Raw genomic sequence first — 12,356 nt, 5'->3', positions numbered from 1 at the left:
AAAATTAATAGGGTTTAACCATGTTACAACGTATTTTTGCTTTTTTATTCTTATCTATCACATTAACCGGTTGCGTTAGCCTTAACTCCGTTTCTTTAACCCAGGTACCTCAAGAGCGAGCAAACCAAGTAACGGCTTCGGCTGATCACTGGGCAATCCTGGGTATCGCCTTCGATAACGACTTTGTTGATGAGGCCATTAACGATCTGCGTAATCAGTGTCAGGGCGGCAAGCTGGATGGCGTATTAACCAAGTTCCAGAACACGGTTTACTTCTTAGTCGTTAAGCGTGAAGTGGTTGCCACTGCGTATTGTCAAAAGGGGTAGTCGTTATGAAGCGTTTACTGACACTGGCGATGACATCCATGCTTGCAGTGGGATGTACGCACTCGATTCATCAGCAGCATATCAGTGATATAGACCCGCACCTGGTGGCTGGTAATAGCACCAAGACCGTTGTGGTCACTGCGGAGCAGCAGGTAGTTCTCTGGTTTGCTTTTGATACGAATTATGTCGATCAGGCTTACCATGAATTACAGCAAAAATGTCCGGGCCGTATTGGTGCTGTTGCGACTCAGCACTCGACCAGTCACGGTTTTATGTACTGGACCAACAAAATCCGTATGGAAGCCATCTGTACGCAATAAGCAGGGCATGTTGTACCCGGCTCCCCGGTAGTGATCGTTACCGGGGTCTTGCTCCATCTCCTCATCCCAATCTCACCTTTTAGCATTGTCCTTCGACGGTTAGTCGGTCACAATCTCTGCCAACCTTTTTCGATACCCGGTATAGCTGGGTAGAGCTGAACTTAGACAGAAATTCGACAGAACTGCGAGTCTTATGACGGATCAGATGAGTTACACAGACGACGGTGTAGAGCGCCAGTCGCTGAAACAATATACCGAAAGCGCGTACCTGAATTATTCCATGTACGTGATTCTTGACCGGGCGCTGCCACATGTAGGGGATGGCTTGAAGCCGGTACAGCGCCGCATTACCTACGCCATGAGTGAGCTGGGTTTAAAGCACACCGCCAAATATAAGAAGTCGGCCCGTACCGTCGGTGACGTGTTGGGTAAATACCATCCACACGGTGACAGCGCTTGTTACGAAGCCATGGTGCTGATGGCTCAGCCATTTTCCTACCGCTACCCGCTGGTCGACGGTCAGGGCAACTGGGGTGCGCCGGATGACCCTAAGTCGTTCGCGGCGATGCGTTACACCGAAGCCAAGCTGGCCAACTATGCCGAGGTGTTACTGAGCGAATTAGGTCAGGGCACGGTTGATTGGCAGCCGAACTTTGATGGCACCATGGACGAGCCGTGCACTCTGCCAGCCCGTTTGCCAAATATCCTGTTAAACGGCACCACGGGTATTGCGGTTGGTATGGCGACCGATATTCCGCCGCATAATATTCGTGAAGTAGCCAGTGCCTGTATTCACCTGCTGGATAATCCTAAAGCCGAAATCGATGCTTTATGCGAGCATGTGCAGGCACCGGACTTTCCTACCGATGCGGAAATTATTACGCCAAGAGAAGATCTGCGTAAGTTATATCGTACCGGTAAGGGCAGCGTGAAAATGCGTGCGGTCTACTCCATCGAAGATGGTGATATCGTTGTGACTGCGCTGCCTCATCAGGTTTCAGGTGCAAAAATTCTGGAGCAAATCGCGGCACAAATGACAGCGAAAAAGCTGCCATTGGTAACGGATTTGCGTGACGAGTCCGATCACGAAAACCCAACGCGCCTGGTAATTGTGCCTAAATCCAATCGTGTTGATACCGACGCGGTGATGGCACATTTATTCGCCACCACCGATCTGGAAAAGAACTATCGCGTGAATATGAACGTGATTGGTTTGGACGGTCGTCCGCAGGTGAAAAACCTGCAAATGATGTTAACCGAGTGGCTGGCATATCGTACCGGTACCGTGCGTCGTCGTTTGCAGCACCGTCTGGATAAAGTATTAGCTCGGCTGCACATACTGGAAGGTATGTTGGTGGCCTTCCTGAATATCGATGAAGTGATCGAAATCATTCGCACCGAAGATGAACCTAAAGCGGTGTTAATGCAGCGCTTTGGCGTATCGGATATTCAGGCAGAAGCTATTCTTGAATTGAAATTACGTCATCTCGCCAAACTGGAAGAAATGAAAATCCGTGGCGAGCAGGATGAGTTAGAAAAAGAACGCGACTCGCTAGAAAAAACCTTAGGGTCTGAGCGTCGCTTAAAAACGCTGATCAAAAAAGAATTAACTGCCGACGCTGAAAAATACGGTGATGACCGTCGTTCCCCTGTAGTGGTTCGCGGTGAAGCCAAAGCCTTCTCTGAAACCGAACTGGTTTCTGCTGAAGCCATTACCGTTGTGCTGTCTGAAAAAGGCTGGGTGCGTGCTGCTAAAGGCCACGATATCGATGCAGAAGGTCTGAATTATAAGTCCGGTGATAAATATCTATTGTCGGCACCGGGTAAAAGTAATCAGAACGCGGTATTTATCGACAGCACTGGGCGTTCTTATGCCTTGCCTGCCCATACCTTACCGTCAGCCCGGGGTCAGGGGGAGCCATTAAGTGGTCGTCTGACAATGCAGGCTGGTTCGCAATTTCTCGGCCTGGTGATGGGTCCGGATTCCGATCAGTATCTGATGGCAACCGATGCCGGTTATGGCTTTATCGCTAACCTTGGCGATATGCAGAGCAAAAACAAAGCGGGCAAAAACCTGCTGACGGTACCGGACAATGCCCGGGTATTAATTCCGGCAAAAATCGTTAATCCAGAGAAAAGCTGGATTGCTGCGGTCAGTAACGAAGGTCGTATGTTGGTATTCCCGGCAGCCGACGTACCGGTAATGGCTCGCGGTAAAGGCAACAAGATGATCAATATTAATTCGGCTAAGGCAGCCGCCCGAGAAGAGTTAATGGTTGCTTGTGTCGCTTTCAGTGAAGATGACACCATTCTGGTTTACGCCGGTAAGCGTCATATGAAATTGAAGTTTGCCGACCTTGAGCATTATCAGGGTGAGCGTGGCCGGCGTGGTAATAAGCTACCACGTGGCTTCCAGAATGTGGATGCGATGGAAGTGGTTCGCAAGGACGACTGACAAGTCGCAACCCACTAAACCGCCTTCGGGCGGTTTTTTATTGTCGCTATTTTACTTTTTCGCAGTATTTATGTTTCAGCCGCCGCATCAGTGCCATACCGGTGGGTTTTTAACGGGTCGGTGACTATCGTATGCTTTAAAAACCGACCTGGCTTTTTAATTCACTTCAAATAATCGAAAGCAAAATTCCTTAGTGGTTTTGCTCTTTTTCTCGTTCCAGTTGGTTGGAATTTCGGGCTTTAATTTCGCTTCGTGTTCGATATATATCAGAGCACCGGGTAACAGTCGCAGTTTTTCAATGGCGGGTTGCAACAGCTCTTTATGAAACGGTGGATCCAGGAATACCAGATCATAAGGCTCTGGATTCTGATCCAGCCAGTTCAGCGCATCTCCCGCCCAAACCTGAGCATTTTTTGCGTCCAGCGTTTGCAGGTTATCTTTTAACTGCAGCGCGGCTTTCGCATTTTTCTCCAGAAAGATGACTTCTTTGGCACCACGCGACAGCGCTTCAAAGCCTAACGCACCACTGCCGGCAAACGCATCCAATACCCGCGCGCCCTCAACATCAAACTGCAACCAGTTGAAGGCTGTCTCACGCACTCGGTCCATGGTTGGTCGCAAGCCATCAATCGATGGGAAACGTAACCGCCGTGAACGCCACTGGCCGCCAATAATCCGAAGCTGTTGGGTAGGAGTGGATTTACTCACGTTATTTTCCTGTTGCTTTTCTGTTACTTAAATCGGGCTGGAGGCTGATCTACTGAGCCGCAATCTGTTGTTTGCAGTCGAGGTATTCCTGCGCTGCGGTTTTCTGACTATCCCCCAGTTGCTGGTAAAGCTTCTGGTAATAGTGAGCGGGTGGGCGATGGTAGGCAATGTCGCTTTGAATGTCGAGCTGGCCGCGATTCGACAACCACTGTTGGCGCATGGCGCGGGTTTGTTCGATGCGAAATTGCTGCCATTGCTGGCGTAACGGTAATGCTCTATTCAACTGTGGGTCTGATGCCGACCATTGATCTAGGAACCAGCGTGAGCCGGCGATGTAAGTTTGTTCACAATGACCAAACGCTGACTGATTTTCAGGCTCAGATGCTGGCTTTTGCAGTTGTAATTGTTTGATCAAATAAGCCGCTATGGCCTGCATTTCAATCTCTGCCCAGGGGCCTTGCAGCAGAATGGCCGTTGTATCTGGTTTCGGACTATTCAGTGTCGAGATGTGTAGCTTTAACTCATCGGACCAATTGTTTGCTGACAAGAGCCAATTAATTTGCCGATCAGCCAACAGAATCCGCACACTTCCCCGATCGGAACTGACTTGTTGCCAATATCCGGTGATGCCCTCTTGTGATAGCCAGCTCTGCCAGGTTGTCTGCGCCAAAGTTGCCAACTCCAGCCGCTCCAGCGGTTCCTGTTCCGGATCGGTCTTGCCCAGATGAATCCAACTTATTATGCCAAGACAGCAAAAGATTATGATATTCAGAGTTCGGCGGCTGAATCTCACGTCCGCATCCTTATTCGCAGTAGGGTTTAGTGGTAGGATAGAACACTTTGAATTCTGACGGATTAGCGAAAAGCTACCTGCGTTGCTTCTGCTTTGTTAAAAACACACTCAAAATGCTCATTTATGCATTATAAACCGCGCGTTTCGAGTGTGCCTTTGCCTGCATAATCGGCCTCGCAAGCGCTTTTAGATAGACCGTTATAAGTTATGCCGTATCTGAGATATCTGAATTAATGCGAGCAACCGATGTTTGATTTTTTTAAGCGCAAAAAGAAAGCGCCAGAAGAACATAAACCTGTCGCTGAGCAGGTGATAGAAACACAACAACAAACCGAAGCAGCAACAGCAGCCGATCATGTCAGCGATGTTGAAACTGCAGTGCAAGTCGTTGCGGAGGCGGTGACCGAAGAGCAGGTCTTGCCGCAGCCAGAGCCACAAATGCAATCAGAGCCGCAACCTGAACCGGAAGCTGTTCCGCAGGCGGTTGAACCGGCGGCTGAGGCGCCTGCGGTCACTGAAAGCCGAGAAGAACTGAGCTATTTCGAAGAAGCGGGTGATCAGGCAACGCAAAAAGAAGAAAAGAAAAAAGGTTTCTTCGGTCGTATCCGTGATGGTCTGAGCAAAACCCGCAGCGGTTTAGCCGATGGTCTGGCTGACCTGCTGGTGGGTAAAAAAGAAATCGATGATGATCTGCTGGAAGATCTGGAAACTCAGTTGATTATGGCTGATGTGGGGATGGAAGCGACTCAGGAAATCATGGAACGCTTAACCGGTCGTATCTCCCGGAAAGAACTGAACGATTCCGATGCTTTGTTTGAAGCATTAATCGAAGAGTTGCGTACCATGCTGGATGTCGCTCAGCAGCCATTGGTGGTCGATAGTAAAAAATCACCTTATGTCATTCTGATGGTCGGTATTAACGGTGTCGGTAAAACCACCACCATCGGTAAACTGGCGAAGCAGTTTCAGAACCGTGGAAAGAGTGTGATGCTAGCGGCGGGAGATACCTTCCGGGCCGCTGCGGTTGAGCAGCTGCAGGTCTGGGGAGAACGCAACGATGTGCCGGTGGTCGCTCAGCATACGGGTGCCGATTCTGCGTCAGTGATTTTTGATGCCGTTGAAGCCGCCAAATCCCGTAATGTGGATATCCTGATTGCCGATACGGCGGGTCGTCTGCACAACAAAGACAACCTTATGCAAGAGCTGGAGAAGGTTGTTCGGGTTATGAAAAAACTCGACGATAGTGCACCACACGAAGTGATGCTGGTATTAGATGCGGGTACTGGTCAGAACGCCATCAACCAGTGTAAGCATTTTCTGCAGTCTGTGGGTGTGACTGGTCTGACATTAACCAAGCTCGACGGTACCGCGAAAGGTGGCATTATCTTCGCTCTGGCCAAACAGTTTGAGATTCCGGTACGTTTTATCGGTGTTGGTGAAGGTATCGATGATTTACGTCCGTTTAACGCCGATGAATTCACCCGCGCTCTGTTCAAACAAGACGATTGAGTCAAATTACCCAGAAAAACACCGGACAACAATAATATGAGGTGAGGATGGCAGATTCCGATGTGATGGTTCGTTTTGATCGCGTCAGCAAGCGGTATTCAGCGGGCACCGGTGGCGGCAACGAAGCGCTGAGTGGCGTGAACTTTGAACTAAAGCGAGGAGAGTTCGCCTTCCTGACCGGCCATAGTGGTGCCGGAAAAAGCACCCTGTTAAAACTGATGATGTTGATGGAGCGACCCAGTCGTGGCCAGGTCATCATCGATGGCCAGAACCTGGCGCGCTTGCGCCAGTCTCAGGTTCCCTACCATCGCCGCAAGGTTGGTGTGGTATTTCAGAATCACCAGCTGTTATTCGATCGCAGCGTATTTGACAACGTGGCTTTGCCACTCCAAATTGCTGGCTACACGCCCGCTGAAGCCGGACGCCGGGTGCGTGCGGCGCTCGACTCTGTTGGTTTGCTGGGAATGGAAAAGCGTAACCCCATCGAGCTGTCCGGTGGCGAGCAACAGCGCGTAGGCATTGCCCGCGCGGTGGTGAATAAGCCACCCCTGCTTCTGGCGGATGAGCCAACCGGTAACCTCGACCCGGAACTGTCTGAAGAAATCATGAATTTGTTTACCCGCTTTCAGCAAGTGGGTGTCACGGTATTAATTGCCACCCACGATATTGCGTTGATTGAACGTATGGGCCATCGCAGGCTGATATTGGATCAGGGCGAAATGGTACAGGGCCAGTTGAAGGAGGCGACGTATGGCGCCGTCTAAAACATCCAGGGTTAACAGCCAGGGCGCTTCAGGTCACAAGATCGGTGCAGCGGCACGATTATCAGCCTGGTTTGCTCATCATCAATTGACCGCAGTTGAAACTCTGGTGAAATTACTGGCGAATCCGGCGGCGGCATTATTAACCTGGCTGGTGGTTGCAATTGCTCTGACGTTGCCCGGCGCGCTGTGGATGACGCTCGACAACATGGAACAACTCAGCGGCCGGTTCCAGGCATCCGGGCGCATCACTCTCTACCTGGAACCACAAACATCCGCTGCTACGGGTAACCAACTCAGTGAACGTATCGGCGCTCTGGCGAATGTCAGCTCTACTGAATACATTGATGCCGATACCGCACTGGAGGATTTCCGACAGAACAGTGGCTTACAACAAGCCCTCGATTTCTTACCGGAAAATCCGCTGCCTGCGGTAATTCTTGTGGAACCTCCATTGGGTATTTCTGCTGCCGACGTCAATCGGCTCGTCGAGCAGCTGAATGCTTTCCAGATCGTCGATTCGGTTCAGCTGGATATGGCCTGGGTGGAACGTCTGTTGGCGATGCTTGCTTTGGGTGAGCGGCTGATCTGGGTTTTGGGGATTTTACTGGCGCTGGCAATCTTGCTGGTGGTCGGTAATACCATTCGCCTGGCGATAGCCGCGCGGGTGGATGAAATCCGGGTCATTAAGCTGGTGGGCGGAACCAATGCCTATGTTCGTCGGCCCTTCTTATATACGGGTCTCTGGTACGGTTTTGTTGGTGGTTTGCTGGCCTGGGTGTTGCTGGCATCGTGCTGGTTGCTGTTATCCGGGCCAGTTGATCAGCTGGCCGATCTGTACGGTTCAGGCTTTGAACTGAAGCCGCTCTCGGCAATGGCTGCCATGGCTCTGTTGTTATCGGCCATGATCCTGGGATGGCTGGGCGCTTGGTGGTCGGTGTCGCGGCACCTCGACCAAATCGAACCTTAGCACGATTGGGTGTCGTAAAAGTCATAATTGGCAAAAATCGAAATAGATTGTTCCAGTAAGGAACTGCAAAGAGGGATTGGTTGTCTGACTTTTCAGGTGCTAAACTCTTTTGCCAATGAGATCTCACTCTGAGATGAAATTATTGAAGCGTCGCTTCAGGAGTATTTGATGAACCAAGGTTTATTAGCCGTTAATGCTTTGTCACCGGGTGCCAACCTGGAGGCCTATATTACGACGGTTAATGCGATTCCGGTGTTGTCTGTTGACGAAGAAAAAGCGTTAGCTGAACGTCTTCACTACGAAGGTGACCTGGAAGCAGCCCGTCAATTGGTTATGTCGCATATGCGCTTTGTTGTGCACATTGCCCGCAGCTATTCTGGCTATGGTCTGAATCAGGGAGATCTGATTCAGGAAGGTAATGTGGGTTTGATGAAGGCTGTTAAACGTTTTAATCCGGAAGTTGGTGTGCGCCTTGTGTCGTTTGCTGTGCATTGGATTAAAGCAGAAATGCACGAATTTATTTTGCGCAACTGGCGCATCGTGAAGGTCGCCACCACGAAAGCACAGCGTAAGCTGTTTTTTAATCTGCGCTCGAAGAAGCAACGCCTTGGCTGGTTGAGCCAGGATGAGGCCAAATCGATTGCTGAAGATCTTGGTGTTGAGACCAAGACGGTATTTGAGATGGAAGGTCGTCTGAATGCTCACGATGCCGCGTTCGACGGCGGTGTGGATGATGATAGCGAGGAAGCCGCGCCTCAGGCTCCGGTTTACTACCTGGAAGATCACAGTGCCGACCCGGCAACAGTAGTTGAAAACGATAATTACGAGCAGGATGCGCATGGTCGTCTGGCCAATGCCATGTCAGAGCTGGATGAGCGTAGTCGCAATATCCTGCAACAGCGCTGGTTAGCGGAAGAAAAAGCCACCCTGCATGATCTGGCTGCTGTGTATCAGGTATCGGCAGAGCGTATTCGCCAGCTTGAAAAGAACGCTATGAAGAAATTGAAGATTGCGATGGGAACCGATCTGGTTCTGGCGTAACGCGTTCGTTCATGACGACATAAAAAATGCCGCAATTGCGGCATTTTTTATGTCTGCTGTTATTGCCCTGTACTTACAGGTATTCATTGCTGGCCGCGGAGGCTAATTGCGATTGCCAGTTTGCCAGTAGCTCGTCTTTGGGCAGAGGATGGCAATACAGATATCCCTGAGCAAAATCGCAATCCTGTTGCATCAGAATATTCTGATGTTCGGTGGTTTCCACGCCTTCCGCCAGAACTTTAATGTCCAACTTATGGGCCATGGCAATGATGGCGTTGACGATCGCTTTGTCACTGGCATCAACCAACAGATCCCGGATAAACGATTGATCAATCTTGAGAATATCGATGGGTAATTGTTTCAGATAACTGAGCGATGAGTAACCGGTGCCGAAGTCATCAATGGCAATGGTGATCTGGCGTTTGCGTAACTCCTCCAATAGCTCTCCGGCTTCGCGAATGCCGTCAATCAACAGGCTTTCTGTGACCTCCAGTGACAGACAATTTGCGGCTAAACCACTGGCTGCTAATGCGTTATCAATTACCTCTGCCAGGTGCTGGCCGTGATGGAACTGATAGGCGGAGACATTCACCGCAACTTTTACCTGGGGGAATCCATTATCCTGCATCTCCTTTATCTCGCGACAAGCTGTCTCAATGACCCAATCACCAATGGGACCGATCATGCCGGTATCTTCTGCCAGCGGGATAAACTCGATGGGTGAAATAATGCCTCGCTCAGGGTCGTTCCATCGGATTAATGCCTCAACGCCGCTGATAGCCCCGGTGACCAAATCAACCTGTGGCTGATAGTGCAGCTGGAAGTGTTGCGACGCAATTGCCTGGCGTAATCTGTTTTCCATCTCCAGTCGCAGCTGCACTTTTTCATTCATGTTGGCAGTAAAAAACTGAAAGTTGTTTTTGCCTTCGCTCTTGGCGTGATACATCGCAATATCAGCGTTACGAATCAGTTCGTCGGGGTTTTGGGTATCTCCCGGGTATACTGAGATACCGATACTGGTGCCAATCACAACCTGGTGCTCGGATACATCGAGTGGCTTTTTCAACAGCTCAATAATAGATGCTGCAATCTCGGCGATTTTTCCGATGCTTTTCATATTATTGAGAATGATGGTGAACTCATCCCCCCCGAGGCGGGCGACCGTATCTTCTTTGCGCACCTGCTGACTGAATAAATCCGCTACCTGCTGTAATAACTTGTCCCCCAGATTATGGCCGAGTGAATCGTTCACCGTCTTAAAATTATCCAGATCGAACATCAGGATAGCGACCATGCTATTGCTTCGGCGTTTGCAACTTTCGATGGCCTGGTTGAGCCGATCGGCCAGTAATCTTCGATTGGGTAAATTGGTGAGTGGATCGAAGAATGCCAGCTTCTCGATGGTTTGCTGGGCGTGATGCAGGCTGGTGATGTCTTCAAAGGTGGAGACGTAATTGACGATCTCACCGGTATCGTCCATCAGTGGTGAAATGGATTGCGAAGCCCAGAACACGCTGCCATCTTTACGGGTAATCTGCAGTTCACCATCCCACTGTCGGCCGGAGCGAATAACCCACACCAGCTCATTAATCGGCTCCCTGTCCTTGGTATTACTGTACAGAATCATCGGGCTGTCATGTTGCATTTCAACCAGCTCGAAGCCGGTCATTTCGACAAAGGAACGATTCACATATTCAGCATGAAACTCGGTATCAGTAATGACGATGGCATTGTCACTTTGCTCGACTGCCATCGACAGCTGACTGAGCTTATGTTGGGTTTCTGCCTGTTTGGCTTTCTGTTTCAGGCGTTCCAACGCCAGGCTGATGTCGGTTCCCAGAGTGGCCAGCAATGCCAGCATCTCAGAATCGAAAGTATCAGGCTGAGATGAGTAGAACGCACAAATACCAATCACGCTGCCATTATTGTTCAGCGGAACGGATGCCAGGGAGTGAAACCCACGCGCTTGTGCAGCTTTTCGCCAGGGAATAAAGCTCGGATCGGTAATGGTGTTATTAACACAGGTGACCCGGTTTTCGCGTGCGGAAGTACCGACTGGGCCATGGGCCAGAGGTGAATCGTCGATGCGCATCTCAACCCGGTCGAGGTAACCTTTGTCGTCACCCGCGGAGGCTTTTGGGCGGATCACCTGACCTTCAATCAAGCCGATCCAGGCCATACTGAAGCCACCATAACGCAGAGCAATCAGGCAGATGTCAGAAAATACCTTCTCCACTGAGTCGGCCTCGGCAATTACCTTGTTGGCCTGGGTCATAACGCTGTAGAGACGATTCAGCGTCATCGAACGTTTTTCAGCTTGTTTTGCCGCTGTAATATTGCGGCGAACGTGCACCATACCTGCGGTTGCTGCGCCATGGCGAATATGCGACAGGCTGATTTCGTACCACTGCTGTTGGCGCTCATCGAAGTATTGATAACCCTGTAATGGCTGCGACGATATTATCGACTGGCAAATAATACAGTCCTGTTGATCGACATGGCTGTCGTGTTGCAGCTCGTGGCAATGGCGCCCCACGATTTCTGCTGAGCTGAGTCCGGACTGCTTGCGCACCGCCTGATTAGCCTGGCGAATGATCGCCTTGTTATCCACCAGAATGGTCTCGTCGGGAATGGCATCATAGGTGTTGGCGTCGCGAGCCAGATTCAGGAAGGGTTGTCGCAGACTGGATTCAATCAGGGCGATATAAATAGCCCAGAAAGACAGTAATTTAAAAAAGTGTCCAACCACTAGGCTAAAGCCGTGCAGGTCGGCGTATAGCGTAAAGGCGAGCTCTGCAGCAATTGTCATGGCAATCGATACGTAGGTGAGCTTCAGCACCCTTGCATCCAGTTGCTGGCGGCGATGATGCAATGTCGTTGCCGCTATAAGCAAGATCAGAATAATCAGATACTCACTGATGATCTTGGCTTGTGTCAGTCCTTCACCGGCGATCAACATAACCGGTAGCCGCTCAAACACCACCAGAGAGGTGGCCAGCAACAACACCAGTAAAGCGATCGTCAGAATTGTTCTGGGCTGATATTTACGGTGCATCAGCAGCGGAGCCAGTAACAGTGCCAGAGCTTCAGTAAAGCGCGCAACGATCCAGAACTGGATCGTCACGTTATTTTCAATATCCGGAAAAAACGGCATACCACCAAAGGTCAGAGTATGCATCATATCCAGCACACCAACGCTGAAATAACCACAGCCGAGCATCAGTAGGTATTGGTTGTGTGCTTGTGAATGAGTGTTCCAGGCAACGATAAAGCACACCAACGCAATGCCAGAAGCAAACAACTCAACCAGGGTATGGAATAACAGCGAGTTAATCTGGACGACTGGTATCAGTGCCGCCACCATGAGTGCCGGCATCCACCAGTTCTTGCGGAGGTGGTTAAGCAATTTTTGTACGGCCTGTGACTGCGACAAAGGGGCTTCCTGTTGAAAAACAATCGTCTGGAATGCCTTT

Annotated in this window: 10 protein-coding genes; 7 read left to right on the top strand and 3 right to left on the bottom strand. The window is 50.4% G+C overall.

Annotation, left to right across the window (positions count from 1 at the left end; genetic code table 11):
- Positions 1 to 20 precede the first annotated feature (20 nt).
- The 3 genes from MK185_14145 (at position 21) to parC (ending at position 3,101) form a co-directional block, all read left to right on the top strand.
- Positions 21 to 326 (top strand): hypothetical protein, encoded by a 306-nt coding sequence (locus tag MK185_14145; GenBank protein ID MCH2041765.1) that lies wholly within the window; start codon positions 21 to 23, stop codon positions 324 to 326.
- A 5-nt stretch (positions 327 to 331) separates the two neighbouring features.
- A complete protein-coding gene (locus MK185_14140; GenBank protein MCH2041764.1) occupies positions 332 to 646 on the top strand; it encodes a hypothetical protein in 315 nt (104 codons plus the stop codon).
- 205 nt (positions 647 to 851) lie between these two features.
- Complete coding sequence (parC, locus tag MK185_14135; protein ID MCH2041763.1) at positions 852 to 3,101, top strand: DNA topoisomerase IV subunit A; 2,250 nt, start codon at positions 852 to 854, stop codon at positions 3,099 to 3,101.
- A 156-nt stretch (positions 3,102 to 3,257) separates the two neighbouring features.
- On the opposite strand, the gene rsmD is transcribed toward parC, so the two are convergent.
- Entirely contained in the window at positions 3,258 to 3,809 is a 552-nt protein-coding gene (gene rsmD, locus MK185_14130) for a 16S rRNA (guanine(966)-N(2))-methyltransferase RsmD (GenBank protein MCH2041762.1), read from the bottom strand.
- A gap of 49 nt (positions 3,810 to 3,858) precedes the next feature.
- A complete protein-coding gene (locus tag MK185_14125) occupies positions 3,859 to 4,602 on the bottom strand; it encodes a hypothetical protein (protein MCH2041761.1) in 744 nt (247 codons plus the stop codon).
- 246 nt (positions 4,603 to 4,848) lie between these two features.
- On the opposite strand from MK185_14125, the gene ftsY reads away from it, so the two are divergent.
- From ftsY to rpoH, 4 genes are all read left to right on the top strand, one after another.
- Positions 4,849 to 6,111 (top strand): signal recognition particle-docking protein FtsY, encoded by a 1,263-nt coding sequence (gene ftsY / locus MK185_14120; protein ID MCH2041760.1) that lies wholly within the window; start codon positions 4,849 to 4,851, stop codon positions 6,109 to 6,111.
- A 65-nt stretch (positions 6,112 to 6,176) separates the two neighbouring features.
- A complete protein-coding gene (gene ftsE, locus MK185_14115) occupies positions 6,177 to 6,875 on the top strand; it encodes a cell division ATP-binding protein FtsE (GenBank protein ID MCH2041759.1) in 699 nt (232 codons plus the stop codon).
- The gene (gene ftsX / locus MK185_14110) at positions 6,862 to 7,842 is read left to right on the top strand and encodes a permease-like cell division protein FtsX (protein ID MCH2041758.1); all 981 of its coding nucleotides are present in this window, start codon (positions 6,862 to 6,864) and stop codon (positions 7,840 to 7,842) included. The genes ftsE and ftsX overlap by 14 nt, the downstream gene beginning before the upstream one ends.
- Positions 7,843 to 8,010: 168 nt before the next feature.
- Positions 8,011 to 8,883, top strand: a complete 873-nt coding sequence (rpoH, locus tag MK185_14105; protein ID MCH2041757.1) for an RNA polymerase sigma factor RpoH — start codon at positions 8,011 to 8,013, stop codon at positions 8,881 to 8,883.
- A gap of 73 nt (positions 8,884 to 8,956) precedes the next feature.
- On the opposite strand, the gene MK185_14100 is transcribed toward rpoH, so the two are convergent.
- The gene (locus MK185_14100) at positions 8,957 to 12,316 is read right to left on the bottom strand and encodes an EAL domain-containing protein (GenBank protein MCH2041756.1); all 3,360 of its coding nucleotides are present in this window, start codon (positions 12,314 to 12,316) and stop codon (positions 8,957 to 8,959) included.
- Between the last annotated feature and the right edge of the window lie 40 nt (positions 12,317 to 12,356).

Source organism: Saccharospirillaceae bacterium (genome assembly GCA_022448365.1).
Classification (GTDB): domain Bacteria; phylum Pseudomonadota; class Gammaproteobacteria; order Pseudomonadales; family Oceanobacteraceae; genus Bacterioplanoides.
Note: the sequence above shows the minus strand (reverse complement) of the source record. Positions and strands in the feature narration are given on the sequence as shown.

Bases quoted from the DNA above. Each gene is read 5' to 3' on its own strand.
- ftsE (MCH2041759.1), top strand. From the start codon at position 6,177: ATGGTTCGTTTTGATCGCGTCAGCAAGCGGTATTCAGCGGGCACCGGT.
- MK185_14140 (MCH2041764.1), top strand. From the start codon at position 332: ATGAAGCGTTTACTGACACTGGCGATGACATCCATGCTTGCAGTGGGA.
- MK185_14145 (MCH2041765.1), top strand. From the start codon at position 21: ATGTTACAACGTATTTTTGCTTTTTTATTCTTATCTATCACATTAACC.
- ftsY (MCH2041760.1), top strand. From the start codon at position 4,849: ATGTTTGATTTTTTTAAGCGCAAAAAGAAAGCGCCAGAAGAACATAAA.
- parC (MCH2041763.1), top strand. From the start codon at position 852: ATGAGTTACACAGACGACGGTGTAGAGCGCCAGTCGCTGAAACAATAT.
- ftsX (MCH2041758.1), top strand. From the start codon at position 6,862: ATGGCGCCGTCTAAAACATCCAGGGTTAACAGCCAGGGCGCTTCAGGT.
- rpoH (MCH2041757.1), top strand. From the start codon at position 8,011: ATGAACCAAGGTTTATTAGCCGTTAATGCTTTGTCACCGGGTGCCAAC.